The organism is Brenneria salicis ATCC 15712 = DSM 30166 (assembly GCF_003315515.1).
GTDB classification, from domain to species: domain Bacteria; phylum Pseudomonadota; class Gammaproteobacteria; order Enterobacterales; family Enterobacteriaceae; genus Brenneria; species Brenneria salicis.
On record NZ_QNRY01000010.1, the window covers coordinates 16,817 to 42,352 of the forward strand.

A 25,536-nucleotide genomic window follows, 5' to 3' on the forward strand; every position below is an offset into this window, starting at 1 on the left:
GGGAGACGCCTTCTGACGGACCGCCAGTGACGCGTTCCCGACGCGACACTGGCTTGAACCGCATCCATGCGGTTCATCCTGAAGTCATCTCCCGGCTCAGCCCCTTTTACGCCAGATAAAAAATACTCTTTTGGCCTGAGTAAAAGTAATTCACAAAAGCTGAACAGATAAAAATCATTTTTATTCCGGTAGCTTGAGCGCCGTTTGCTCCACATAGGGCTTCATAATCGCATCCGCCTCCTGCTGGGCGGTGGCCGCCGCTTTATCGACGCTCTTATCGGCATCGTTCAGCAGCGCGGCAAGCTGATTTTCCATCGCTTTGCGCACCGCCACCGTTTCATAGGTGGCGTACCACGGATGCGCGTACTGCAACTGCGACAGCGCAATCGCCGCACGCGGATCGTCCGCCAGATAAGCCTTCATTTCCGGCAGATCATACGCCGCCATCCGCGGGGCGAAGTAGCCGGTAAAACGACTCCAGCGTCCGCTCACTTCCGGGCTGACCAAGTAGCTCAGGAACTGCCAGGCCGCTTTTTTCTGCTCTTCGGAAATGCCTTTGAAACTCACCAGACTGGCGCCGCCGATAGTCACGCCACGGCGCGCTTTTTGCGGCATCATCGCCACGCCCAGTTGGAAATCCCTGGTATTTTCACGCATGAAGCCCAACGCGCCGGTACTCAGCATCGCCATACCCAGCTTACCGGAGAAAAAAGCCGCGCTGATTTGCTTGGAGTTCAACACGCCCCCCGGCATCACTTTGTCGCGGTAAACCAGATTGCGCCAAAACTGAAGCGCGCCTTTGGTTGAGGCGGTGTTGTAATACACTTCGCCGGGATAATCCGCATTATAATAATCGCCGCCGTTCGCCCGCGTCAGGGCCGATAGCATCCAACCGCCGTAGTCATCATTGGTGGACGGGATCATGATGCCCCATTGCCCTTTCGCCGGATCGGTCAGCTTTTTCGCTATCGTCACCACCTCATCCCAGTTTTTCGGCGGTTCATTAAAGCCCGCCTGTTTCAACATATCCTGGTTGTAATACAAAATCGGCGTCGAGTTATGGAACGGAATGGCGTAAGTCACGCCCATTACCTGCGCATTTTGATGCAATGCGGGCCAGAAGTTTTTATTCAGGAACGATGCGGCTTTTTCATTGCCGTATTTGAACAACTCATCCATCGGCAGGATCTGATCCTTGATGACCAGATCGGCGGTGAAATTGGCGGACATCATCACCAGCGCAGGCGGATCGCCCGCTTTGGCGGCGGCTTCAGCTTTCACTTTGGTCGTATCATAGCTGCCGGTAAAAATGCCACGGACTTCCACCTGATCCTGCGACTGATTGTACGCTTTGATGATGCGCGTCATTTCCATCGTCAACTTGCCGTCCACCGGCGCCGGGAACATGAAGTCGATACGCTGTTTTGCCAGCAGCGGGCCAGACATCAGCAAGGTCAACGCCAGTGCAATAATTCGCGGTTTACGCATTTATTTTCTCCTAGGATAAATTACGGGCGGTTTGCCCGGAAAACCAATGACAATCCTGTGGTGAAAAATTGAGAACCAGAGACATACCAATGTCCGGCACACTATCGCGGTTTGGCCGCCGATAACGTAGCCCGCCCAGTGGAGTCGTCACATGAATCAGGTACTCCGCCCCAAACAATTCCCGCTGCATGACCGTACCCGGCAACTGCAACCCGCCGTCCGGCGTGGCTTGTTCGGTAATATGCTCAGGGCGAATCCCCAGTCGCACGCTCGCCATCGCGCGGATTTCTTCCGTTGCCGGCAGCGCGATGGCCTGCTCCAGCAAAAATGCCTGTCCGTCCTTGCAAGGCAGCGTGAGTATATTCATCGCCGGCGTACCGATAAAACCCGCCACAAACTCATTGGCCGGGTGCGAATAAAGCTGCTCCGGCGTGCCGACCTGTTGCAGCACGCCGCGATCCAACACGGCGATGCGGTCCGCCATAGTCATGGCTTCAATCTGGTCGTGCGTGACATACACAGTGGTGGTTTTCAACTGCCGATGCAGCGCCATGATGCCGTCACGCACTTCGCTGCGCAGTCGGGCATCCAGATTCGAAAGCGGCTCATCCATCAGAAACAGCCGGGGATCGCGGACAATCGCCCGCGCCATGGCTACCCGCTGGCGCTGACCGCCGGAGAGTTTTCCCGGTTTACGTTTGAGTAACGGCTCAAGCTGCAACAAATCAGCTACCCGCCGCACACGCTGGGGATAGTCCGCTTTCGGTTCGCCGCGCATCCGCATGCCGAAGGTAATGTTTTGCTCCACCGTCAGGTGGGGAAACAGCGCATAATTCTGGAAAATCATCGAAAAATTACGTTGTTTCGGACTCCATGCGGTGATGTCCTCTTCGCCCAGCAGGATTTGTCCCGCGCTGACCGTCTCCAGACCGGCCAGCATGCGCAACAGCGTGCTTTTACCACAGCCCGACGGCCCTACCAGCACCAGAAACTCGCCATCGGCGATGTCCAGCGATAATGAGCACAGCGCCTGCGTTTGTTCAAATTGTTTGCTGATATTGCGTAACCGGATCACCGCCATTACTCATCCACCGGGCAACTGATACGTGAGTCATAAAGATAGGGGCCGGGAAACATGGCGAGCGACTGGCTGTAACTGACCAGACCGGTGACCGGCACATAACGGTGCATCACCACGGCGGCGGGCTCCAGATTGTAATAAGGCGCATCATCATGATGAAAATAAGGCACCTGATGCACCGTGCCGGGTACGCTCGCGATCATCGCCTGACGATATTGCGTCATGATTAAGCGGTGGGTGTGACCGCAGAATACCCTGCTCAGTTGCGGGAAACGTTCAATCAAGGCCAGTAACGCCTCACCGTTTTCACAGGCGATGGGGTCCATCTGCGCGGAACCGAGGGGAAGCGGCGGATGGTGCATAAAAACCGCCGTTTCACGCGCCGGATGCCCCGTCAGTTGCTGCTCCAGCCAGTCCAGCGTTGCTGGCGTCAACCAGCCTTTGGATTGTCCAGCCAGACTGGAATCGATAAACAGCAGACGCAGGGGAAAATCGTCCACCGCGTAACGGATATTTTCCGGGTCATCACCCAGTAAAGGACACAGCGGGCGCATGGCATTCAGAAAATGGCGCTTGTCATCATGATTGCCGGGGATCACATACAGCGGGTAATCCAGCATCCGCAACACACGTTGCGCCACCTGATACTCTTGCGGACGTCCGCAGTTGACGATATCGCCGCTTATCACCACCGCATCAGGGCGCTCACGCAATGCATTCAACTGATTGACGACTTCGGCATTCTTCTCATTAACATCAATAAATTCATACAGCTTGCGGCCTTCACTGCGAAAATGCAGATCGGAAATCTGTGCCAGTAACATAACGCCAACCTCTTATTTAATGCCTGAAAAACCAAAACTGCTCAGAAACTGCTTCTGAAACAGCACAAACGCCAGCATCAGCGGCAGACACACCAGCAGCGTTCCGGCGCAGATCAACCCCCACTGCCCGCCGGATTCCGCGCCCATGGCGAACGACACCAGACCGATGGTCAGCACCTGTTTGTCGGGATCGTTAAGCACCATCAGCGGCCAGAGATATTCATTCCAGTGATAGGTAATACTGACGGTGGCGAAAGCCAGAATCGCGGGCCAGGTCATGGGGATAAGCACGTGAAACACCACCTGCCACCAGCGGCATCCTTCCATCAGCGCCGCCTCTTCAATTTCTTTGGCGATATTGAGAAATGCCTGACGCATCAGGAACACGCCAAACGCTGAGGCGAAATACGGCATCATCACGCCGGTCAATGTGTTCAACAACCCCAGTTGTTTCAGCGTCATCATGTTCGGCACCATCATCACCACCGGCATGATCATCATTTGGATCAATAGCAGGTAAAACAACAATGTTTTGCCGCGAAACTGGTGATACGCGAAGATATATCCGGCGGTGGTGATCGTCACAAGCTGTACCAGAAAGGTGCCCAGCGCAAAGATCACGGTATTGGCGTAAAGACGCAGCCAGTCGGCGCTATCCCACGCATCGCGAAAGTTATCCAGCGTCAACGGCAAGCGAGGCGAGAGCGAGGCCATATCACTGCCGAAACTGCTGGCGCTGACGGAAGATGAGAGCATCCAGATAAACGGGCTGATCCACAGAACGGCGGCGCAAAGCAACAACAGCGGCAGCGTAAAGCGCGTGGCGACACGCAACGGATGGCGGTGTTCAACGCTCATAATGCGCCCCTTTTTCCAGCACTTTCAGGTTGATGATGGAAAACGCAAACAGCAGCACCAGCGTCAAAAAGGTGGCGGCGGAGGCTTTGCCGAGATCGTGGGTATCGTTCGCCAGATCCTGAATATAGTAGAGCAGCACGGTGGTGGCGTTATTCGGCCCGCCGCGCGTCATGACCGCGACGTGGTCGATCTGCGTAATAGCGTAAATAAAGGCGATCGTCACCACAAACGCGATGGTTGGCCGCAACAACGGCAGCGTGACATAGAAAAAAACCTGACGTCTCGACGCGCCTTCCATCAGCGCGGCTTCACGCGCCGAAGTGGAAATGGATTGTAAACCGGCGAGGAAAAACAGCATGTAGTAACCGGCGAATTTCCAGATGCCGATAACGCTTACCGCCACCAGCGCGCTGTCGCTCATGCCCAGATAGTTGTTATTCATCGGCCCGAACACCTGCGCCAGATAATAATCCAGCAGGCCAAGCCCCGGCATGAAAATGAACAGCCACAGCGTCGCCGCGCTCACCAGGGGAATGATCATCGGGAAGAAAAACGCGGTGCGCAGCCAGCGGTTGAGGCGCGTATTTTCCCACAACGCCACCGCCAGCACTAACGCCAGCAATACGCCGGGGATCACCGTCATCAGGATGTACAGCACATTGTTCAGCAATGCCTGCCAGAACACATCGTCATGCAACAGGCGGATAAAATTATCCAGACCGATAAAGCGCGGTTGATCGGCGTTCAGCCGGGTGTCATACAAACTGTCGATAACCGAACGCAACAGCGGGAAATAAGTGAAAGCGAAGAGAAAAACCAGCGTCGGCAGCAACACCAGGTAAGGAAAGTATTTTGCACGCATAAGCATTTGCCACATCGTGTGAAACACAGAGGCATTACCATAGAGAGCTTGCATGTCAGCGAGGCGTCAATTTAGTGACAGTTTGTTTTCAGTAAGAAAATATTCTCTTGCGAATTATTAATTCTAGTGGCAATCGAGACATGATAAAGCAGGATGTAAAAAAGGGCCGCTCCCGTGAGAAGAGCGGCCCTGGTCCAATGTATTAATCAGCCTGGCATTTACGTGTAGTCGGATACCGGCACGCAAGAGCAGAACAGATTACGGTCGCCGTAAACATCATCCAGACGTTTTACGCTCGGCCAGTATTTATGTTCGCTTCCCGCCGGAAACACCGCCAACTCGCGGCTGTACGGATGCGTCCAGTCGGCGACCAGCTCCGCCTGCGTATGCGGCGCGTTCACCAGTGGGTTGTCCGCCAGCGGCCACTCGCCTTGTTCCACACGATCAATTTCTGTTCGGATCGCCAGCATTGCGTCGATAAAGCGATCCAACTCCACCTGACTCTCTGACTCCGTCGGCTCGACCATCAATGTTCCCGCAACCGGGAATGACATGGTTGGCGCATGGAAACCGTAGTCGATCAGGCGTTTGGCGATATCCATTTCACTGATGCCGCTGCTCTCTTTCAGCGGGCGGATATCGAGAATACATTCATGCGCCACGCGGCCATCCCGCCCGGTATAGAGCACCGGATACGCGGATTGCAGCCGGACGGCGATATAGTTGGCGTTGAGGATCGCCATCTGGCTTGCCTGTTTCAGCCCTTGCGCCCCCATCATGCGGATATACATCCAACTGATCGGCAAAATAGATGCGCTGCCGAACGGTGCGGCTGATACCGCGCCCTGCCCGGTCAGAACGCCGTCGATTTTCACTACCTGATGCCCCGGCACGAACGGCGCCAGATGCGCTTTAACGCCAATCGGCCCCATGCCCGGCCCGCCGCCGCCGTGCGGAATACAGAACGTTTTATGCAGGTTGAGGTGAGACACGTCCGCGCCAATATAACCCGGCGTGGTAATGCCGACTTGCGCGTTCATGTTGGCGCCATCCAGATAAACCTGGCCGCCATACTGATGCACAATCTGGCACACCTCGCGGATGGTTTCTTCGTAAACGCCGTGCGTAGAAGGATAGGTCACCATGATGCAAGCCAGATGCTCGCCCGCCGTCTGTGCTTTTTCGCGTAGATCGTGCAGATCGATATTGCCCTGCTTATCGCAGGCCACCACCACCACATTCATACCCGCCATTTGTGCTGACGCCGGATTGGTGCCGTGCGCGGAACTGGGGATCAGGCAGATATTACGCGCCGCCTGATGACGGCTTTCATGATAGCAGCGGATCGCCAGCAGACCGGCGTACTCGCCCTGCGCGCCCGAATTGGGCTGCATACAGATCGCATCATACCCCGTCAGTTGCACCAGCCAACCGGAAAGCTGTTCGATCATCTGACGATAGCCAAGCGCCTGCTCTGGCGGACAAAACGGATGCAACTCGGCAAACTCCGGCCAGGTAATCGGCAACATTTCCGCCGCCGCATTCAGCTTCATGGTGCAAGAACCCAGCGGGATCATCGCCTGATTGAGCGCCAAATCTTTTCGCTCCAGACGATGCAGATAGCGCATCATTTCAGTTTCACTGTGATAACGATTAAAAACCGGGTGCGCCAAAATCGCCTCGCTGCGCTGTAAGGCGGCGGGAATAGAGTCCGATTGCCGGCTGACCGCCGCGTCAAGCGTGTCGATATCCAGTCCGTGGGCGTCGCCCAGCAGCACGGCAAACAGCGCCTGCACCTCTTCACGCGTGGTGGTTTCATCCAGCGTTATGCCGACCGCGCCGTCCAGATCGCCCCGCAGGTTGATGCCGAAACTCAGCGCCCGGCCAAGCACCGCGTTTTTATCCGCTGCCTCGACCGTCAGGGTATCAAACCAGGTTTGATGACGCAGCGTCATCCCCGTCTGACGCAGGCCCAGCGCCAGAATATCCGTCAGACGATGAATGCGTCCGGCAATGCGCTTCAATCCTTCCGGGCCGTGGAAAACGGCATACAGAGCCGCGATGTTGGCCAGCAGCACCTGAGAGGTACAGATATTGGAGTTGGCTTTTTCACGGCGGATATGCTGCTCGCGGGTCTGCATCGCCATACGCAATGCGGTATTACCGGCGGCGTCACGCGAGACGCCGATAATCCGGCCCGGCATGGCGCGTTTATGTTCATCGCGGCAGGCAAAAAAGGCCGCGTGCGGGCCGCCGTATCCCATCGGCACGCCAAAACGCTGGGCAGAGCCGAAAACGATATCCGCGCCTTGTTTGCCCGGCGCGGTCAGCGCGACCAGCGCCATGATATCGGCGGCGACACAGCTAATCACCTTACGATTTTTCAGTTGCGCCATCAGGTTGCGGTAATCGTGCAGTTCGCCCGTGGTGCCCGCCAGTTGCAACAACACGCCGAATACCGCGTCGTCATCCAGCGCCGCCGGCGCGTTGCCCACCACCACGTCAAAACCAAACGCATGAGCACGCGTGCGCACGACATCCAGAGTTTGCGGATGAACATCGTCAGCCACAAAGAATCGGTTGGCCTGCTTCAGTTTGCTGATGCGTTTTGCCATCGCCATCGCCTCCGCCGCCGCGGTCGCTTCGTCCAGCAACGAGGCCGAAGCCAGTTCCAGCCCGGTTAAATCCTGTGTGACCTGTTGAAAATTCAGCAATGCTTCCAGACGCCCTTGCGACACTTCCGGCTGATAGGGCGTATAAGCCGTGTACCAGCCTGGGTTTTCCAGCACGTTACGCAGGATCACCGGCGGCATCAGCACCGCGCTGTATCCCATGCCGATATAGTTTTTATACCGCTGATTACGACTGGCGATGGCTTTCAACTCAGTCAACGCCTGATGCTCGCCGGTCGCCTCGCCGACCGCGGGCGGGCTGGGCAATTGAATATCAGCCGGCACAATCTGCCGGATTAACGCATCCAGTGACGCCGCGCCGACCACGGACAGCATATGCTGCTGTTGGCTGGCGGAAGGACCGATATGGCGTTCCACGAAAGCGCCGTCATGTTCAAGTTGGCTGAGAGTCTGAGTCATTACGAAAATTTCCTGCGTAAAACATGCCATTGCCCTGGTTTGATAGCAGGCAAGGGAACAAAAAAACGCCCCGGCTTAGCGGAGTCCGGGGCGCAGTCATTATTCATCTTCTTCCAGCGAGGCCTGATAGCTTTCAGCATCAAGCAGTTCATTCAGATCAGACTCATCGGACGATCTGATACGGAACAGCCAGCCATCACTATACGGCGCGCTGTTAACCAGTTCAGGCGCGTTTTCCAGTTCTTCATTGACTTCGATAATCTCACCGCTGATCGGCGCATAAATATCAGAAGCCGCTTTTACCGATTCGGCGACCGCGCAATCATCGCCAGCCGCGACGATCGTACCGACCTCCGGCAGATCGATAAACACCATATCGCCTAACAATTCCTGCGCGTGATCGGTAATTCCCACGCTGTAAACACCTTCACCTTCTGACAGCACCCACTCATGCGAAGCGGTATATTTTAGTTCTGCTGGTACATCGCTCATTGCCACCCTCTCTTTCTTTTCCTTCACAAAACGGTTAATACTGCACAATGGGTTTCCCGGCGCGGACAAAACCGGGTTTGGTGATATGCACAGGTAGCTCACGATTGCGGATCTGGACGATAGCTTGCTCACCAATGCCCGCCGGGACACGCGCCAATGCTATGCTTACGCCGAGCGTCGGTGAAAACGATCCGCTGGTAATGACCCCTTCCTGCATCACACCATCACTATCAGTAAAGCGCACAGGTAAATCATTACGCAACACGCCTTTTTCGGTCATCACCAGTCCGACCAATTGATCGCCGCCTTTTTCACGCTGTTTTTCCAGCGCTTCGCGGCCGATAAACTGACGATCCTGCGGTTGCCAGGCGATGGTCCAATCCATGTTGGCGGCAAGCGGGGAGACGCCTTCATCCATATCCTGACCATAGAGATTCATCCCGGCTTCCAGCCGCAAGGTGTCGCGGGCGCCTAACCCACAGGGCTTAACCCCGGCGGCGGACAGTTGTTGCCAGAAGCTCGCCGCCTGTTCCTGTGGCAGCGCAATTTCATAACCGGCTTCGCCGGTGTAACCCGTCGTGGCAATGAAGAAATCATGTGCCTGCATGCCAAAAAATGGCTTCATGCCGGCAATGCGCCTAATCTGATCGTCATCCAATGCGTTATGCGCTTTCAGCACCGATTGTACTTTTTCCTGCGCCGTTGGCCCCTGTACCGCGATCAGCGCCAGATCGCCGCGCTCATGAATCTTCACCATAAACGGCTCGGCGTGTTCGGTGATCCAGGCCAGATCTTTTTCCCGCGTGGCGGAGTTCACCACCAACCGGAAATCATTTTCCGTCAGAAAATAGACGATCAGATCGTCTATCACGCCGCCGGAGGCATTCAGCATGCCGGAGTATAACGCCTTACCCGGCTGCGTCAGTTTGGCGACATCATTGGCCAGCAGATAGCGGAGAAACTCACGCGTTCTGGCGCCGTGCAAATCCACAATCGTCATATGGGACACATCAAACATACCGGCATCGCGACGTACAGTGTGATGTTCATCCAACTGAGAGCCATAATGCAGCGGCATCATCCAGCCGTGAAAATCAACCATTTTGGCGCCGGACGCCAGATGCTGCGGGTACAACGGAGTCTGCTTTACCATTTTTTTCCTCTGTCGCTGTTATGCGCCTTGTCAGGGGGAGAAAAGACATGACGCAAACGATACCTTAGAGATGAACTTATCATCGAAAGCCCCGGTTAACCACCCGCTTATTCATAAGTAAAAATATATACTTCATTAAAATAATGTAGAGATGCATTTTAAATGCATGGTCATTAAATCTATATAAAACAAATAAACAGAATAATAAATCATAAAAATTAAATTTTTTATGATTTTATCTTAAAAAAATAGAGTGGGTTAGAAAGCCCTCGATCGTTAATGCCGCCTTAAGGATTAGATTATATAATGCGAAAATGATGTAAAATTAGATTATTTCAAGCATGTATTCCACCCTGCCGCGTATAATTCTGCCGCACAAATAAAAAAGAATAGATTGTTAAATCAATAATATAAAGCCGAATGAAGAGTTAACAGGCAAACAATAAGTAAGGTAGATAAAATTCAGGAGACGTGATGTATTTACCTCACCTTAAAAAAACGACATTTTTTATAACACAAGCAATCATTTTAATTAACATAACTAAAGGATATTATTTCTTTGTCGGTTTATTTATGGAAAAAAAACAAAAACACATCATGTTTAATATTTTTTTCTATCTATCCGCTCAATGACTTTAATTAAAAAAACATCCGGCAACTTTCGATAAAACATGACAAATGCACATAACAATAATATGTAGTAGTCGAATCTTCTATTATCACCTCATAAATCCCTATATTTACCGACAAACAAACAATCGAAACAAGCGATCAAAACAACAAATAAAACAGGTTTAACCTATCAAACAAGCAGATATCGATCGGTATAAATGATTTGTTTTAAAATCTCTTTTTGTTTCTAATTCTGCTTATCTAAAAATAAAAAAATAATCAATTTAATCAAATATTCATCATACCTTAATTTGTATAAAACAATGGTTGATCATTATTTTTATCGAAGGGAATAAATAAATACAACTATATAATAATTAAGGAAATACTTATTATCATGAATAACGCGGCCTCATAAGATGAAAAAGTAATAGCGGCAGACAGTAATTAGCAGGATAATAATTTTTAAAGTAATAAAATGGACACCTCAACTTAGTTACTTATTAATGCATGAATATCACTCCGTTATTTTTTCATAAAAAAACGGCGGAGACTTATATTTTACTTAAGGCTTTCTCTTTGACTATCACACCCAGACTTCCATGACTGTGCGTAAGCGCCGTTATGGTTGAACGCTGTAGTTATATCATGAGACTTTTATTTTAATTAACTAACTATCGGAGAAACGGTAATGCGTAATTTTTTTAAGGCATTGAAAAAGGATGATCGCGGTGTATCTGCATTGGAATATGCCATTCTTGCAGGTGTATTGGTTGTAGTAATTGTCGCTGGGGTTACACAATTCGGTAATGATGTGAAAACAGTCTTCACTGACGCCGGGCAGAGTGTCAAAACTGCGGTAAGTAATGCCAGTAACCAGTAATACAAATCCATAAATGATGATTCCCGTCATAAAGTTGACGGTATTAGTGTTGCTGGCAGGCCTGTTTGCGCTGCTGGCACACGCCGACCTGACTCGGCGCCGTCTGCCAAACCGCTGGATTGCATATTATGCCTTGCTCTTTCCCTTTTACGCCTGGGGTATGGAGATGGGGTGGATGCAGCTCATTGGCCACGGTGTGACGGCGCTGACGACATTCCTGCTGCTGTTGCCGCTATTCATTCGCGGCGGCATCGGCGGCGGAGATGTCAAATTAGGTACGGTAGTGATGCTGTGGGCAGGGGTATCGTCCTTAGCATCCGTGCTGGTTGTCGTAAGTCTGGCAGGGGCATTGCTGGGCATGGCGGGCTGGTTGACAGATAAATTCTGCTCGTCGCAAACCGCCTCAGAGACGGCATGGCGGACAGCGTTGTCCGCACGTCGCGGCGTACCTTATGGCGTTGCGCTGGTATGCGGAGGAATAACCGCGCTGGCGGAGCAATACGGTTGGATACCGACTTAAACCACCGTTACTCATTAGCAAAAACCAGGATGGTCTCTCTATGTTTACGTTTACTTATTTCCCTCATTCACACGTTGTATCAGTCAAATCGGGAGCGGCCAGCCAATGTCCTCGCTCCTGAAGTTTGCCCTGATTCTGCTCGCCGCCGCCGTACTGACAGTGATCGTCCGAATGCTGTTCGTCAGCGGCTCAGACGAGAATATTTCCCGTGATGATAACATCCGGGTACGCGTGGCGGCGGCGACCTTACCGGCCGGCTTGTTGATGCGCGAAGGCGATCTCAGTTGGAAAACCTATGCAAAATCCCAACTGCCGAAAGGCGCGTTGGTTGAAGGCAGCGACGACGCCATTCTGTACGGCGCGCTGGTGCGCAGACAGGTGGCCGCGGGTACGCCCATTACCGCCGAAGACATTATTCGGCCCAACGCGCCAGGCTTTCTGGCCGCCGTGCTGAAACCCGGCTCGCGCGCCGTTTCCGTGCCGATTGACGATGTCTCCGGCAACGCCGGGTTGATCCAGCCGGGCGATTTCGTCGACATCATTCTGACGCAGCGTCTCCATCAGGCGGAAAACAGCCTGAATGCCAAGAATCGGCTGGTGGTCAGCGAAACGGTGGTGGAGCGGGTACGCGTGATTGCCGTCGGTTCGGAATTCCAACGCCGAATCGATGAAAACAGCAAACCAAACCGCGCCAGAACCGTCACCATTGAAGTCGCGCAACGCGTGGCGGAGGCCGTCACAGTCGCCGCTCAACTCGGCAGCCTGTCGATGGCGCTGCGCAGTTTCGCGGTGGAAGACCGCAATATGCTCACCGATAACGATCCACTGGTAAAAACCGCGTCCGTCGTGGCGTGGAGCAGCGATCTCAGTAAAGAAAACCAGCCGGTATGGGGAAACGATATCTCACGCGCACTATCGGGAGAACAGGACGCTTCAGCAGAAAAACAGCCCCCTTCGTTAACCTCTCACCGGGTCATCATTTTGCGCGGTAGCCAACGACAGGAACAGGAATTTACCACCTATGCACGTTAAAACGTTATTACATACGCTTATGGCGCTGCTGCTGACAGTCACCGCCTTAAGTCTGATTCCGGGCGCACAGGCCCGACAAATGCTGGCGCTGTCGATCGGGGAAGGCAAACTGCTCAACGTAAAAGACGAAATCACCACGGTGTTCGTCGCCGACCCGGAAATCGCCGATGTGCAATCTCCGGCGGAAGGCGCCGTGCTGGTGCTCGGCAAACGCACAGGCAGCACGTCGCTGTATGTGCTGGGCGCGCGCAAGACGTTGCTGCAACGCACGCTGGTCGTAAGGCATAACCTGTCTGAAATGCAGACCATGCTGCGCCAGCGTTTCCCGGCGCTGCGATTATCGCTGGCCTCCGCGCCCGGTTCCGTCATGGTTTCAGGCATGGTGCCGGACGCAGAGAGCGCCGATGCCGTCGCCCAGACCATACGGCCTTATCTGGGCGAAAAGGAGCAACTGCTCAATCAACTGAGCGTCAACAGTCCGGTACAGGTACATCTACGGGTGCGGGTGACAGAAGTCTCACGCGAGGTGACGCAGAAACTGGGCATCAACTGGGATGTATTAACCAAACCGGGAAACTTTATCATCGGTCTGGGAAACGGTCGTGATTTTACCAACAGCAGCGGCAGCGGTCAGCCCTATGTGCAGGCAAGCGAAGGCTATTCCTTCCTCGGCGGTTACAGCAAGGGCAATACCTCGATTCAGTCAATGATCGACGTGCTGGACAAAGAAGGGCTGATCAGCGTACTGGCGGAACCCAACCTGACCGCGGTTTCCGGCCAGACCGCCAGTTTCCTGGCGGGGGGCGAGTTTCCGGTTCCCGTCAAGCAGGACTCGGACACCATGACCGTCGAATTCAAGCCCTTCGGCGTGGCGCTGGACTTCACGCCCACGGTGCTGTCCGATGACCGCATCAGCATCAAAGTCCGACCAGAAGTCAGCGAGCTCGATCCCAACAGCAGTATCGTCATGGAAAACCTGACCATCCCCGGCATTTCGGTGCGTCGGGTGGAAACCACAGTGGAACTGGCCAGCGGTCAGAGTTTCGCCATCGGCGGATTGCTGCAACATAACGTCACCGATGTTCTATCCAAAGTACCCGGTCTGGGTTCTGTGCCGGTGCTCGGCAAACTGTTCTCTTCTTCGGATTATCGCAACAACAAAAGCGAACTGGTGGTGATAGTCACGCCTTATCTGGTGCGTCCCAGCGCGCCGGGGCAGTTGACCACGCCATTGAACAGTATGCGCCCGGCCTCCGATATTGAGTATCTGCTCCAGAAAAAAACCGGAGTTGATCCTCATCAGAATAAGGTGCCGCGCTTAACCGGCGCGGCAGGTTTTGTTTACTGACAATCATGGATGCGGCGATAGCGCCGCCCACTGATGGCATAGGAGTACAACAATGCGGATTTCCGTCACATTACGCCACGCGCCCTGCCGTCTGCTTCTGGCGATGGTGCTAGGAGGAGTCGTACTGGGAAGCGTGGCTGGCTGTTCGTCATGGCAACGCGACCCGGACGGTATGCCGGATATATCGAGCATCCAGTTAAAACAACGCGGCAAACAGTGGGTGGCGTACCCGCCTTCCTGTTATGCGCTGGCGCAGCCTGAACGCGACTGGGACAACGTGAATCGCGCGCAGGTGGCGTTTGGCTGCGCTACCTACACCAATCTGGCGCATAGCCTGGTTCGTCCGCGGGATTTAGATCTCCCCCGGCGCTATAAAGGTACGGCGGCGGAGGCCGCGGCGTTATCGGTGACTCGCTATCGCGAAAACCGGGTTGAGCCACTGCGTGAGTCCACCACGTTGAAAATCGATCAATAACACGGATATTAGTCTATGAGTGTGCTAACGGATATAGAACATGGCAACGCGCGCAGCGTTAATTTCGCGGCGTTTATTCAGGATGCGGAAGGTAAAGAGGAAGTCGCTCATTTCCTCAAATCCAGTACGTTGACCGACTACAAAGTGGAACGCGGCAGCGTGGATGAGGCCATTGCCTGGCTGAAGAAAGTCGAACGCTCCCCGCGTCGATTACTGGTGGATATCTCCGGTTCAGACGGCCCGCTGGATGATTTAAACCGGCTTGCCGACGCCTGCGAGCCTTGGGTTCAGGTGTATGCCATCGGCGATCGTAATGATGTGGGCCTCTACCGCAGCCTGCTGCAACAAGGCGTGCAGGATTATCTGGTCAAACCGTTGGGTGCAGGCCTGTTGCGCAAAGTGTTGGACGATGAAGGCAACGCGCCGGTTCGTCAGCAGCGGCTGGGAAAAGTGGTTGTCGTCGTCGGCACCCGTGGCGGTATCGGCACCAGCAGCGTGGCGGTGCATCTGGCCAGAGGGCTTATCGCCGGCGGAACGCACCGGCGGATAGTCTACCTTGATCTCGATGTATATGGCGGCAGCGGCGCCTGTATGCTGGGCATTGCCGGCGGCAACGCGCTGATCGAGGTGATGGGTAACGCCGATCGCCTCGATGCGCAATATCTGGAACGCACCATGACCACAGTGGACAACCGGCTATATGCGCTCAGCGCCGAACTGGACTACGCCGATCCCTATAGCATTCAGGAAGGAAAACTGAGCAACCTGTGCGCCACCCTGAGCCAGTATTACCATTACATCATTCTGGATGTCCCGCAGCGCGGCGGCGCGCTGGCGTCAGAAGCGTTTCTCAATGCCAACCTTGCCTGCGTCGTGGCGGAACAATCGGTCTATTCGGCCCGAACGCTGCTGCGGTTGGTACGCCATATCGAGGCTCATCCTAACCCGGCCACGGTATACAGCATCGTCAATCAACCCCAGCCGGTAAACCGCAATAAAGTCAACCTCAAAGACTTCGTGAAAACCATCGAACTGCCGGTTATTCCAATCGGTCACGATCCGTTGGCGCTGTCGTTATCGGAGAATCTTGCGTCGCCGCTGCCCGACAACAGCCCTTTCGCTCAGGGGATCAAGCAACTCGTCAACCTGTTGACCGGAGAAGCAAACACCAAGTCACGCGATACCTGGTGGCTGCCTTTAAGAATAAAGAGGTGACAAATGAGCTTTGGTCGCAAATCGGCAACAAAGCCAACATACGGGCCGACGCGTCAGTCTGTTTTCTCTGAATCGCCATCGGCGCACGACGATGCGTTGATCCAGACGATTTCCGTCATCAGTCCGGCGATCGCGGATAAAACAGCGTCGGAGAACACGGAGTCCGTCATTCGCTCAGGGAATTACGCTCTGATCAGACAAGCGGTATTTTCCACCATCGACGTGTCCAGCGCGCTGGCGCGCTCCTATGAGGAAGTGAAAGCGGATATCGCAACCATTATCGCGGAAACCGTGGTGATGGAAAATCTGCCGGTTCCTCTCAGTAAGCAGCGCGTAATGGGACAGGAAATTCTCAATGATATGTTCGGCGTGGGACCGATTGAACCTCTGCTGCAAGATGAAACGGTGTCCGACATCATGGTCAACGGGCCCGATCAGATCTACGTGGAACGCTTTGGCCGACTGGAACTGACGCCGCTTAAATTTATCGACAACGCCCATGTCATCAGCGTAGCTCAGCGTATTGCCTCATCCGTGGGACGGCGGGTGGATGAAAGCAGCCCGATGGTGGATGCCCGACTGACCGATGGCAGCCGGGTAAACGTGATTCTGCCGCCGCTGGCCATTGACGGCGCATCCATTTCCATCCGTAAATTTTCCCGGCGGGATCTGACGCTAAAACGGCTGGCATCCAAAGGCTGCCTGTCATCGGCGATGGCGAAAGTGCTGGAAATCGCCGCCGCCAGCCGACTCAACGTGATTATTTCCGGCGGCACCGGCTCTGGGAAAACCACACTGCTTAATGCGCTGTCGCGCTTCATTTCCACCGCCGAACGCGTGATTACGGTTGAAGATGCCGCCGAACTCCAGCTTCAGCAACCGCACGTTCTGCGCCTGGAAACCCGTCCGGCGAATCTGGAAGGCGCAGGCCGGGTTACGCAAGGGGATCTGGTGCGCAACGCGTTGCGTATGCGCCCGGACAGAATCATCCTCGGAGAAACGCGCGGCGCGGAGGCGCTGGATGTGCTGCAGGCGATGAATACCGGTCACGACGGATCAATGACCACCCTGCACGCCAATAATCCGCGTGACGCGCTGATCCGGCTTGAAAGCATGGTCTTGATGGCCAACGGTAATCTACCGCTGTACTCCATTCGTCGGCAAATCGCCAGCGCGGTGCACCTGATCGTTCAGGTGGAACGCATGCGCGACGGTTCGAGACGCATCATCAGTATTACCGAACTGGCGGGTATGGAGGGCGACATTATCGTGACTCAGGATCTGTTCCGCTTCAACTATGACGCCAGCGCCTATGAGGATGAAGTAACCGGTTCCTTCGACAGTAGCGGCATGCGCCCCATATTCACTGAACGCGCCCGTTATTACGGTATGGAAACCGCGCTGCTGGAGGCCATGCGACCATGACATTTTCCGATATCATTCTGATACTCACCTTTGCGATTTTCGTGCTGTTCGGGCTGGCGGCGATGACGTTGGCCGATGTCGTGCAACAACGTCCGACCGCACGTATCCGCCAGCGGCTGAAAACGCTGGTCAGTATTTCAAGCCATGCCTCGCGCCAGAAAATCGTAATGGAACTGGAACGGGCGCAAGCAGAAGTCAGACGTCGTCATCGGCGCAAGGCGATGGGAACGCTGGGTTATTATCTTAACCGGTTGGAAACGGTCGGCAATCGACGCAGCTACCAGCAGCTTATCGCGTTGCAGGGCGCCATCCTATTGGCGGCGTCGGCGCTTTTCTATTTCGGGCTGATACCCGTCGCCTGGTGGAGCGTTACGTTACTGTTTGTCGCGCTGCCGGTAATATTGACGTTGGTGATTTACCGCAAACTGGTCGAACGCTTCAAACTGAGCTTTCTCACCCAGATGCCGGACGCCATCGATATGATCACCCGCGCCAGCCAAGCCGGGATACCGATTACGCAATCCATCCGCAACGTCGGTAATCACTTCGCCGCGCCGCTGGGACCGGAGTTCCGGCGCATTGGGGACGGTCTGCTGCTGGGGCACGATCTTCAGGAAGTCATGGACGAAGCGGTGCTGCGCATTGAACTGCCCGACTTCGCCTTTTTCGCCGTTTGCCTGTCGCTACAACGCAGCACCGGCGGTTCGTTGACCGAATCGCTGGAAAATTTATCCACCATTATCCGTAACCGCCGCGATCTGCGCCTGAAAACCAAAGCGATGACGGCGGAAAGCCGCTTGTCAGGCACTATCCTGACGTCGCTGCCGTTTCTCATTTGCGGCGCGTTGTTCGCGCTCAGTCCCGACTACATCAACGTGCTGTTTTACACCGCCGCAGGACAACAACTGCTGTTTCTGGCGGCGACAATGCTCACGCTGGGGGTCTTGATGATCCGAAAAATCGCCAGAATGGAGATCTGACGCCATGTTACTTCGACTCTTTCCCGTATTGTGCGCCCTGATCGGCGTCGCACTGTATCTCTATGCCCGCGCCAGCCGACGCGCCCGCCTGGTGGAACGAATGCAGTACGAAGTTCGGCGTAAAAACATCCAGCCGCAAACACGCGGTTGGCAACACCATAACGCGCTGCGCCGATTGATGGCGATGTTGCACAACCTCGGACACCGGGCGCCGTTATTCAACGCCGCCCAGCGGCTGGAAATATCCCACAAGCTGGTGCGCGCGGGCTTTCGCGGGCCAAAAGCGTTGCTGCTGGTCATTGCGTTATCGTTGATTTCATCGCTCGCGTTACTGGCGCTGGTTATCGTGCTGTTCTGGCCCTTGCTGGCGGACCAACAGCTATACGGCGTGCTGCTGTGCCTGCTGGCCCTCTATCTCGGCACCTTGCTGCCACGTATCGTGCTCGACAGACTGGTCGCCAGACGTCAGCGCATCCTCCGGCAAAGCCTGCCGGACGCGCTCGATCTCCTGGTTATCTGCACCAATTCTGGATTGGGGTTGAACAGCGCCATCCAGCGGGTCGCCGAGGAAATGGCGCTGGTTTGTCCGGCGCTGGCTGACGAATTGCGGCTGACATCCGGCGAACTGCAAATCAGCAACGATACGGAAGCCGTACTCAATCGGCTGGTGCAACGCACCGGGCTGGAATCGGTCAAGACGCTGGTCAATGCGCTGCTGCAATCGCGTCAATACGGCACTGCCATTACACAAGCGCTGCGCATCCTGGCCCGCGCCGAACGCACCTCCCGCATGATGCGTCTGGAAGAGGCCGCCGCCAAACTAGCGGTAAAAATTACGCTGCCAATGATGTTGTTTATTCTGCCCACCGTCTTGATCGTCGCCGCCGGTCCCGCCGTGTTGGGAATTATCGAATTTTTCGCCACGCAGTACGGATAACTCATGTAGTACGGATAACTCATGTAGTACGGATAACTCACGCAGTACAGATAACTCATGTAGTACGGATAACTACAGACAGATAAGGTAACCATGATGGACAAAAAATATCGTGCAATGACGCTCTTTTGCCTGCTTGCCTTGTTGACGGGCTGCCAGGCGTTGTCTCAACCCGACAGTGAACGCAGCAAACAGCCAGTCAGCCTGAAATCGGATCAGAGCGAACTGAATATCGCCGCCAGCGCCTTAAAAAGCGGCGATCTTGAGGTCGCCGGGTCAATCTATCGTCGTTTTACCCAGACGAATCCCGACCAGCCCGCAGGCTGGCTGGGTCTGGCCGATACCCACTTTCTATCCGGTGAACTGGAGACCGCAAGTAAAGCCTACGCAACCGCACAGCAGTTGGCGCCGGACAATATCGACGCGTATCTGGGCCAGGCGCGCATTCTGCTCAGACAGCGCCAGTTAACGCAAGCCGTCGAGCGCTACCAGGCGATCCTGACGCGTTTTCCCAATCACCCGCTGGCATTATCGGGGTTGGGGGTCAGCCATGATCTGGCGGGCGAGCACGCTCAGGCCCAGAGCATCTACCGGCGCGGATTAAAACAGAATCCCGATGATGCGGCCTTGCGTACCAATCTGGGACTGTCGCTGGCGCTGGAAGGCAAGGCGCGCGAATCGATAAACACCCTGCTGGGCGTCAATGGCATCACCAGTACGCTACCGCAGGAGCGGGATAATCTGGCGTTGGCCTACGGCCTGCTGGGACGGGACGACGCGGCGGAAGAGATTCTGACGGCCAGCCAACCGCGCGACATCGTGCAGGATAATCTGACGTTTTATCGCTATCTGCGCCAGAACCTGGAGCAATCCGATGTTAAAGCGTTGCCTTAATGGACACCTGTGGCGCCGGCGGCTTCGTCGCGAACAACGCGGTATCGCCGCGCTGGAGTATGCGTTGATCGCGCCGCTGCTATTCGCCGTGTTGTTCGTCACCATCGAAGTCACGTTCATCATGCTGGCGGACGCGCAGTTGGACACTGCCGCCAACCGGATTGCGCGCATGGGGCGTATCGGCATCAACGGCGATTGCCGCCAGACAGTGCAAGCTGTGCTGGATGATACGCTTTCGCCCTGGGTTCGTACCGCCAGGCCATCTTATATCGACGTTAAAATCTACCGGCCCGGCGATAACGCGCCCTTTCCTGATTGGGAGGAGGCCGATTATCAGCCGGAATGCGATGACGGCGAGCGAGGGGATATGGTGATCTATCGGCTGGGTTTCTACCGGCCAGGGATGACCGGCTTTATTTCCTGGCTGGGTGGTGATCGCATACGTTTTGAACGCGTCATTCTGATCCAAAACGAACCATGAAAAAACATCTACGTACCCTATGTTTACGCCTGAAAAAAAATCGTCTCTGGCACGCCAGACGAGGCGCGGTGGCAATTGAAGCGGCGTTGATCATCCCTCTGGCGGTGTTCATCGTCATCGCCAGCATGGAACTGTATCACTACTTCAGAACCGCGTCGGTGGTGGATCGCGCCGCGTTCACGATCGCAAACAGTCTGTCCATGCAACGCGAGTTGAACGATAACCAGCAGTGCCGCCTGGCAAACGATATCTGCACTTACCATACCATCGCGCAGGATCTGATGACGCCGCTCGATTACCGTCGCTATGGCGGCATGGTCATCAGCCTGTACGCCACGGATACCGATAGTAGCGGGACAGCCGTCTGGCGGACAACCCCTGAATGGCAACGAGTCTATCAGGGCGAGCAAAACTCGCATTCCGTCGCCGCCACACTGCGGCCGCCAGATAATTTCCCACAACCATCGGCTAATGACTCGGCGATCGTGGTCGAGGTGTTTTATCGCTACACGCCATTCATGCTCACCTCCGCCTTCTGGCAGGAGTTGGGGGGGGAACAACAATTGTCGGCGCGCGCCTTCTATCGGCCACGGTTTAACGACTTACCCATCAAGTAAAGGATGACGCCAAAGATGGCCACATTACGACAAATAGGGCGGAAACTACGCCGCGACCAGCGGGGCGCCGCCGCGCTCACCTACCTGATCTGTTTCCCTGTCATCACGCTGGCGCTGTTGAGCGCCATTGACTTTATTCGTTACAATATGGCGCAAAGCAAACTGCAAAATGCGTTGGACATTACGGTGCTGTCGGCAGGACGCAATCTGGACCATTTCACGCCCGATGCGAGCCCTGACGCCGAATCCGCCTGGCGTCAGGATGCCATAAGCTATTTTTACAGCAACATGCCGAAAAACTTTCTCGGCGGCACCATCGCGGAAGATGACGTGAGCATCACCTACAACGAGGAAAGCAACGATCAGAGTCAGGCAACCGGGCAGTTGGTGCATATGACCGCCAGCGGTACGCTGCCGTTGCTGATCACCGGTTATCTGAATCAAACCGCCTTCAGGTTGTACGCCGAAAACAAAGCGGTGCGCCGTACCCGCAGCGATATTGAAATGGTGCTGGCGCTCGACCACACGGGTTCAATGAGAGGCAATAAAATTGAAACGTTAAAAAAAGCGTCCGCGGATCTGGTGGATAAGGTACTCGGCGCGGCGGATAACAGCGGCAAGTTGGACAAGACATTTATCGGTATCGTTCCGTTTGCCGATACGGTGTATGTGGGCGATGAAAGACGCTACTGGCTGAATGCCGAGGCGCAACAGTATCCCTATATTCAATCCGGCAGCGTTTGGGATGGTTGCGTGCTGGAGCCCTATGATGGGGCCTTCAAAGCCGAGTCGGGGTTGCCGGGACAGTTTACGCCCCTGATGACCTGGGGGACGAAAACCTTCACTCCGGCGGAAACAGCGGAAAAACTGGGCAGGAAAAGCGGCGAGATTAAACTCCTCTCAGTCAGCGGCGAGCGGATTATCGATACCCGATCGGTCGGCGACACGCTCGTGGCGCGGTTTGCCTTTCCGTCACGCTATATACAATATGGCAACAGCAACACCAACTGTTCTTCCAGCCGGGCGATGGCGTTCCTGAGCAACGAAACCGCAAGACTGAAAGAGAAAATTACTGATTTGAGTATTGATGGCCGGACCATCATTCCGCTGGGTCTGTTGTGGTCGTGGCGCATGCTGGATCCAAACTGGCGTGGGGACTCAGGCTGGGGAGATGATTTAAAACCGCGTGATGCCGCCCCCGGTCTGAGCAAAATTATTGTCCTGCTCACCGACGGCAATAACGGTCTGGATCCGCTCGATCCGAACAATACCAGCAACCATTCTGACGACGTTGCTATTGACGCCGAGCCAATCGCCGCCAGCTACGTCATCAACTATCAACTCACCAGCGGCAATGAAACGCAATCAGCTAGCTATCAGGACACGCTGGCGGGTTTCAGCAATGATAAACATCTGCTGGGCCGGTACTTTTCCAATAGTTCCGACTTCAGTTCCCTGCGCGTCGGCAGTGAGCAGGAGATGAATAACAATGCGACAACCATCGCACCCTATGGAAAATTGTATCAAGGACGCAGTAATGGGCAGGACTGGCAGGTGGGTAATCAGACGCTGAATAAACTTACCGCCGATCTGTGTGAAAACATCAAGAGCCAAAATATCAGTATCTATACCGTGGTTCTGGGCGACGGCATTAATGGCAGTACCAAGTCGCTGATGCAGACCTGCTCCAGCGGCGTGCAAGGCGGTTATTACTTCGACGCCACCAATGTCAGCGACCTCCCCAACGCTTTCTCCACCATCGCTAACTCATTGACCGAACTGCATATGATTGAATAAACCGAGCAGGCCACGCTACTGTTCCCTCCGCCCTGGCGACGCAAGGCGGAGGTGGCCGAAAAATCCAGCCTATTGCGGAATTTTTTCTTCGATACGCTGTATCAGATAAGGAAAAAACGGGTTGGAGGAAAGACGCAGCAATGTATCCAGATCAACCACCAGCGCTGAACGCTCACCGCGGGCGGCAATCATCCCCAATGGCAAGCCAAACTCATGGGGATTTTGCGAAAAACGCCCGTACAGCGAGTCCGAATCGGGAAAAGGCAGCGCGATATGCGACAGCGAATAAACATCCGGCGGATAATCAATCGCCAAATCACGAGAACTTTCCCGCGTCATGCCAGCGGCGACATCAAACGCGATGGCTTGCGCACTGTCTGGCGAGGCGTTGGTAATCACCGTGGTGTCGTAGCGGCGGGGAGCCGGGGGCAGCAAGTGACTGATGGCGTTATTGGCGGAGTCGCGTAATAACAAGCCGAAACTGATGGTGCGATTGACATCAAACAGCACCAATTGGCTGCCGTTGGCCGGCAACAAATCATAAAACGCCGTAATGACCGCCCTGGTGCTGACGGTAAAATCCATCACCGATTGAAACGTCAGCACCGGCGGTAGTTCAGCCAGCGCCTGACGCTGTGCTTTACGGATCAGTTGCCGTTGCAGTTCATGCGTCAATAACCATGACTGGCGTGCGCCGTTTACCGGAAATGAATTGTATTTGAATGGGTTAAACTCCGGCAAAATCCCCAGCCACGCGGATTTGGCGAACGGCGGAAAAATTGCCGGCAACCCCGCTAAACCGGCGAAACGAGCGTAGCTGGTGATACCGATCATCGGTGAAATCAGAATTAGCTGATCCGGGCGAGCCAACGTCGCGTCATCCAACGCATCCAGCGCATATTTCAGCGCCAGCGCGCCGCCATTGGAAAAGCCGACAATGTGCAACGGCAAAGAGCGTCCTGCAGCCGCGCCAATATAACGCTCTGCTTCGCGCACCGCCAGCCGCGTCGCGGCCAACCAATCCTGCCAGCGAACATCCGTCAGCGCGCCCGGCACCGTGCCGTGGGCCGGTAAACGGATACCGACCACCACAAAACCGCGCTGACGATAACGCTCGGCGACATGCCGCAGGCTATAAGGCGCATCGGTTAAGCCGTGCAACAGCACCACCACGCCTTTCGGCGCACCATCCGGCATTAGTTCATAAGAACGGTTCCAGTCATGTTGGAATTTCCCCGGATAAACCGGACTACCGGAAAAATAGCGATTAATGGGCCGTTGCTCATCCTCATCCAGCGCCTGCGTCACGTGCTGATTCACTTGCTGAAACAGGCGCTCTTCCGCTCGCTGGTAGGCCGCCCAATCCGCGTTATCCAGCTCATCCGCTGAAAGTTCATCAGGAACATAGGTGTGCCAGGGCGCCAGCGGCGGGCCGCGTTGTGTATCGTAAACCCGGATCGCCAGCAGCGTTAGCGCCACCACCGCAAGAAGAATGACCACCCGTTTGATCACCCGCCTGACAGATTTGATCATCATGTTGATTTTCCGTTTCAAGTCCCTGGCGAAAGCAGACCTTTTATCGGATCCTTTCGCCCACAGAGAAAACAGGATCATAGCAAAAGGACACGCCGATAAGGATGCCGGGCGCCGATAATGCCGCCAGGATCTTTCGTTTTATCCCGCCGTATTAAGCGTACAGTTCAGACATTTTTCCACGCCGGGGATGCAATAGCGCTGGCAGCAACTGCGGCGCTGAATAATCCCCCCGCGCGGGATCACCGTGCGATAAAGCGGGTTGTCGCCGCCATCCAGCAGCGAAGGAGAAAAGAACAGATGGTTTTGTACATCGGTGAGCACATCCTGCGGCAGACACGCCGCCAGTTCCCCCAAAAACCAGTGCATCAGGTAACCGGTATTGTTCCAGACCAATTTGCCGTTCAGCGCGCCAAAGCCATCCAGCGCCGTCACCACCGGGATGAGGTGCTGACGCAACATCATTTCCAGCCGCTGGCGTGGCGACGGGCCGATATCAGCGGCAACCTGCGCGGCAATATAAAACGCCGCCGGACGACCGGTGTGATGAAACTCAACATAAATGCGCGCCCATGAGCAATCCAGCGCCGCCGTGTGCTTGAGCAGCACCAACATCAACGGCGGAACCAACAGCCCTATATACCACTGCGCCCACAACGATTGCAGCGGCTTTTCCTCGCGCGCCTGATCGGGGTAGGCCCGGTATAACTCATCACCATAGCGTTGCAGCAACTGACGAAACGCCACGGGCCGCGACCATTCCGCCAACGTGACGGCGTCTGGCGGCGGCGTTTCGCCCAGTTTGATCGTATCAAGGCAATCAGGGCGATACTGGCGCAGGATAGCATTCAATGCATCCGCCAATTGCCGATCACCCGCGGGAAAGAGCGCCGGTTGCGCAAGGCGGGTAATATTTTTAGCTATTGGCATAAGAAAC

Annotated in this window: 23 protein-coding genes; 13 read left to right on the top strand and 10 right to left on the bottom strand. The window is 54.9% G+C overall.

The features are described from left to right. Nucleotides 1-180 precede the first annotated feature (180 nt). The 8 genes from DES54_RS06460 to gcvT all read right to left on the bottom strand — a co-directional run bounded on the left by DES54_RS06460 (nucleotide 181) and on the right by gcvT (nucleotide 9,850). Entirely contained in the window at nucleotides 181-1,488 is a 1,308-nt protein-coding gene (locus tag DES54_RS06460) for an ABC transporter substrate-binding protein (protein ID WP_113865768.1), read from the bottom strand. 10 nt (nucleotides 1,489-1,498) lie between these two features. After that, nucleotides 1,499-2,569, bottom strand: a complete 1,071-nt coding sequence (locus DES54_RS06465; RefSeq protein WP_113865769.1) for an ABC transporter ATP-binding protein — start codon at nucleotides 2,567-2,569, stop codon at nucleotides 1,499-1,501. Then, nucleotides 2,569-3,393 carry a glycerophosphodiester phosphodiesterase GpdQ gene (gene gpdQ / locus DES54_RS06470; RefSeq protein WP_113865770.1) on the bottom strand — a complete coding sequence of 275 codons (825 nt, stop codon included), beginning with the start codon at nucleotides 3,391-3,393 and terminating at the stop codon, nucleotides 2,569-2,571. Before gpdQ ends, DES54_RS06465 begins: the two co-directional genes overlap by 1 nt. Before the next feature lie 12 nt (nucleotides 3,394-3,405). Continuing rightward, the gene (locus DES54_RS06475) at nucleotides 3,406-4,251 is read right to left on the bottom strand and encodes a carbohydrate ABC transporter permease (RefSeq protein ID WP_113865771.1); all 846 of its coding nucleotides are present in this window, start codon (nucleotides 4,249-4,251) and stop codon (nucleotides 3,406-3,408) included. Next, complete coding sequence (locus DES54_RS06480; protein ID WP_113865772.1) at nucleotides 4,241-5,113, bottom strand: carbohydrate ABC transporter permease; 873 nt, start codon at nucleotides 5,111-5,113, stop codon at nucleotides 4,241-4,243. The genes DES54_RS06475 and DES54_RS06480 overlap by 11 nt, the downstream gene beginning before the upstream one ends. Nucleotides 5,114-5,331: 218 nt before the next feature. Further along, nucleotides 5,332-8,205 carry an aminomethyl-transferring glycine dehydrogenase gene (gcvP, locus tag DES54_RS06485; protein ID WP_113865773.1) on the bottom strand — a complete coding sequence of 958 codons (2,874 nt, stop codon included), beginning with the start codon at nucleotides 8,203-8,205 and terminating at the stop codon, nucleotides 5,332-5,334. A gap of 99 nt (nucleotides 8,206-8,304) precedes the next feature. Further along, a complete protein-coding gene (gene gcvH, locus DES54_RS06490) occupies nucleotides 8,305-8,697 on the bottom strand; it encodes a glycine cleavage system protein GcvH (protein ID WP_113865774.1) in 393 nt (130 codons plus the stop codon). Between the two features lie 34 nt (nucleotides 8,698-8,731). Beyond that, nucleotides 8,732-9,850, bottom strand: a complete 1,119-nt coding sequence (gcvT, locus tag DES54_RS06495) for a glycine cleavage system aminomethyltransferase GcvT (protein WP_113865775.1) — start codon at nucleotides 9,848-9,850, stop codon at nucleotides 8,732-8,734. Nucleotides 9,851-11,153: 1,303 nt separating this feature from the next. Here gcvT and DES54_RS06500 point away from each other — a divergent pair. From DES54_RS06500 to DES54_RS06560, 13 genes are all read left to right on the top strand, one after another. Next, on the top strand, nucleotides 11,154-11,345 hold the full coding sequence (locus DES54_RS06500; protein ID WP_113865776.1) for a Flp family type IVb pilin: 192 nt from the start codon (nucleotides 11,154-11,156) through the stop codon (nucleotides 11,343-11,345). A 13-nt stretch (nucleotides 11,346-11,358) separates the two neighbouring features. Then, nucleotides 11,359-11,865: an A24 family peptidase gene (locus tag DES54_RS06505; protein WP_113865777.1), complete on the top strand. Its 507-nt coding sequence runs from the start codon at nucleotides 11,359-11,361 to the stop codon at nucleotides 11,863-11,865. Between the two features lie 105 nt (nucleotides 11,866-11,970). Beyond that, nucleotides 11,971-12,897: a Flp pilus assembly protein CpaB gene (cpaB, locus tag DES54_RS06510; RefSeq protein WP_113865778.1), complete on the top strand. Its 927-nt coding sequence runs from the start codon at nucleotides 11,971-11,973 to the stop codon at nucleotides 12,895-12,897. Next, complete coding sequence (locus DES54_RS06515; protein ID WP_205680190.1) at nucleotides 12,887-14,245, top strand: type II and III secretion system protein family protein; 1,359 nt, start codon at nucleotides 12,887-12,889, stop codon at nucleotides 14,243-14,245. The genes cpaB and DES54_RS06515 overlap by 11 nt, the downstream gene beginning before the upstream one ends. Nucleotides 14,246-14,297: 52 nt before the next feature. Continuing rightward, entirely contained in the window at nucleotides 14,298-14,720 is a 423-nt protein-coding gene (locus tag DES54_RS06520) for a hypothetical protein (RefSeq protein ID WP_113865779.1), read from the top strand. Between the two features lie 15 nt (nucleotides 14,721-14,735). Beyond that, complete coding sequence (locus tag DES54_RS06525; RefSeq protein WP_113865780.1) at nucleotides 14,736-15,935, top strand: CpaE/TadZ family protein; 1,200 nt, start codon at nucleotides 14,736-14,738, stop codon at nucleotides 15,933-15,935. 3 nt (nucleotides 15,936-15,938) lie between these two features. After that, a complete protein-coding gene (locus DES54_RS06530; RefSeq protein ID WP_113865781.1) occupies nucleotides 15,939-17,360 on the top strand; it encodes a TadA family conjugal transfer-associated ATPase in 1,422 nt (473 codons plus the stop codon). Continuing rightward, entirely contained in the window at nucleotides 17,357-18,340 is a 984-nt protein-coding gene (locus tag DES54_RS06535; protein WP_113865782.1) for a type II secretion system F family protein, read from the top strand. Before DES54_RS06530 ends, DES54_RS06535 begins: the two co-directional genes overlap by 4 nt. A gap of 4 nt (nucleotides 18,341-18,344) precedes the next feature. Continuing rightward, on the top strand, nucleotides 18,345-19,277 hold the full coding sequence (locus DES54_RS06540) for a type II secretion system F family protein (RefSeq protein ID WP_113865783.1): 933 nt from the start codon (nucleotides 18,345-18,347) through the stop codon (nucleotides 19,275-19,277). A 96-nt stretch (nucleotides 19,278-19,373) separates the two neighbouring features. Continuing rightward, nucleotides 19,374-20,171 (top strand): tetratricopeptide repeat protein, encoded by a 798-nt coding sequence (locus DES54_RS06545; protein WP_170132582.1) that lies wholly within the window; start codon nucleotides 19,374-19,376, stop codon nucleotides 20,169-20,171. After that, nucleotides 20,152-20,652 (top strand): TadE family protein, encoded by a 501-nt coding sequence (locus tag DES54_RS06550; protein ID WP_113865785.1) that lies wholly within the window; start codon nucleotides 20,152-20,154, stop codon nucleotides 20,650-20,652. Before DES54_RS06545 ends, DES54_RS06550 begins: the two co-directional genes overlap by 20 nt. After that, on the top strand, nucleotides 20,649-21,269 hold the full coding sequence (locus DES54_RS06555) for a TadE/TadG family type IV pilus assembly protein (RefSeq protein ID WP_113865786.1): 621 nt from the start codon (nucleotides 20,649-20,651) through the stop codon (nucleotides 21,267-21,269). Before DES54_RS06550 ends, DES54_RS06555 begins: the two co-directional genes overlap by 4 nt. 15 nt (nucleotides 21,270-21,284) lie before the next feature. After that, on the top strand, nucleotides 21,285-23,066 hold the full coding sequence (locus tag DES54_RS06560) for a TadE/TadG family type IV pilus assembly protein (protein WP_169050477.1): 1,782 nt from the start codon (nucleotides 21,285-21,287) through the stop codon (nucleotides 23,064-23,066). Nucleotides 23,067-23,135: 69 nt separating this feature from the next. Here the strand turns inward: DES54_RS06560 and DES54_RS06565 are convergent, their stop codons facing one another. Both DES54_RS06565 and fhuF read right to left on the bottom strand, forming a co-directional pair. Next, a complete protein-coding gene (locus DES54_RS06565) occupies nucleotides 23,136-24,602 on the bottom strand; it encodes an alpha/beta hydrolase (RefSeq protein WP_169050478.1) in 1,467 nt (488 codons plus the stop codon). A 138-nt stretch (nucleotides 24,603-24,740) separates the two neighbouring features. Continuing rightward, complete coding sequence (gene fhuF, locus DES54_RS06570) at nucleotides 24,741-25,529, bottom strand: siderophore-iron reductase FhuF (protein ID WP_113865788.1); 789 nt, start codon at nucleotides 25,527-25,529, stop codon at nucleotides 24,741-24,743. Nucleotides 25,530-25,536: the final 7 nt, after the last annotated feature.

Excerpts from the sequence above, each read along its gene's own strand:
- DES54_RS06460 (WP_113865768.1), bottom strand. The coding sequence starts at position 1,488 with ATGCGTAAACCGCGAATTATTGCACTGGCGTTGACCTTGCTGATGTCT.
- DES54_RS06465 (WP_113865769.1), bottom strand. The coding sequence starts at position 2,569 with ATGGCGGTGATCCGGTTACGCAATATCAGCAAACAATTTGAACAAACG.
- gpdQ (WP_113865770.1), bottom strand. The coding sequence starts at position 3,393 with ATGTTACTGGCACAGATTTCCGATCTGCATTTTCGCAGTGAAGGCCGC.
- DES54_RS06475 (WP_113865771.1), bottom strand. The coding sequence starts at position 4,251 with ATGAGCGTTGAACACCGCCATCCGTTGCGTGTCGCCACGCGCTTTACG.
- DES54_RS06480 (WP_113865772.1), bottom strand. The coding sequence starts at position 5,113 with ATGCGTGCAAAATACTTTCCTTACCTGGTGTTGCTGCCGACGCTGGTT.
- gcvP (WP_113865773.1), bottom strand. The coding sequence starts at position 8,205 with ATGACTCAGACTCTCAGCCAACTTGAACATGACGGCGCTTTCGTGGAA.
- gcvH (WP_113865774.1), bottom strand. The coding sequence starts at position 8,697 with ATGAGCGATGTACCAGCAGAACTAAAATATACCGCTTCGCATGAGTGG.
- gcvT (WP_113865775.1), bottom strand. The coding sequence starts at position 9,850 with ATGGTAAAGCAGACTCCGTTGTACCCGCAGCATCTGGCGTCCGGCGCC.
- DES54_RS06500 (WP_113865776.1), top strand. The coding sequence starts at position 11,154 with ATGCGTAATTTTTTTAAGGCATTGAAAAAGGATGATCGCGGTGTATCT.
- DES54_RS06505 (WP_113865777.1), top strand. The coding sequence starts at position 11,359 with ATGATGATTCCCGTCATAAAGTTGACGGTATTAGTGTTGCTGGCAGGC.
- cpaB (WP_113865778.1), top strand. The coding sequence starts at position 11,971 with ATGTCCTCGCTCCTGAAGTTTGCCCTGATTCTGCTCGCCGCCGCCGTA.
- DES54_RS06515 (WP_205680190.1), top strand. The coding sequence starts at position 12,887 with ATGCACGTTAAAACGTTATTACATACGCTTATGGCGCTGCTGCTGACA.
- DES54_RS06520 (WP_113865779.1), top strand. The coding sequence starts at position 14,298 with ATGCGGATTTCCGTCACATTACGCCACGCGCCCTGCCGTCTGCTTCTG.
- DES54_RS06525 (WP_113865780.1), top strand. The coding sequence starts at position 14,736 with ATGAGTGTGCTAACGGATATAGAACATGGCAACGCGCGCAGCGTTAAT.
- DES54_RS06530 (WP_113865781.1), top strand. The coding sequence starts at position 15,939 with ATGAGCTTTGGTCGCAAATCGGCAACAAAGCCAACATACGGGCCGACG.
- DES54_RS06535 (WP_113865782.1), top strand. The coding sequence starts at position 17,357 with ATGACATTTTCCGATATCATTCTGATACTCACCTTTGCGATTTTCGTG.
- DES54_RS06540 (WP_113865783.1), top strand. The coding sequence starts at position 18,345 with ATGTTACTTCGACTCTTTCCCGTATTGTGCGCCCTGATCGGCGTCGCA.
- DES54_RS06545 (WP_170132582.1), top strand. The coding sequence starts at position 19,374 with ATGGACAAAAAATATCGTGCAATGACGCTCTTTTGCCTGCTTGCCTTG.
- DES54_RS06550 (WP_113865785.1), top strand. The coding sequence starts at position 20,152 with ATGTTAAAGCGTTGCCTTAATGGACACCTGTGGCGCCGGCGGCTTCGT.
- DES54_RS06555 (WP_113865786.1), top strand. The coding sequence starts at position 20,649 with ATGAAAAAACATCTACGTACCCTATGTTTACGCCTGAAAAAAAATCGT.
- DES54_RS06560 (WP_169050477.1), top strand. The coding sequence starts at position 21,285 with ATGGCCACATTACGACAAATAGGGCGGAAACTACGCCGCGACCAGCGG.
- DES54_RS06565 (WP_169050478.1), bottom strand. The coding sequence starts at position 24,602 with ATGATGATCAAATCTGTCAGGCGGGTGATCAAACGGGTGGTCATTCTT.
- fhuF (WP_113865788.1), bottom strand. The coding sequence starts at position 25,529 with ATGCCAATAGCTAAAAATATTACCCGCCTTGCGCAACCGGCGCTCTTT.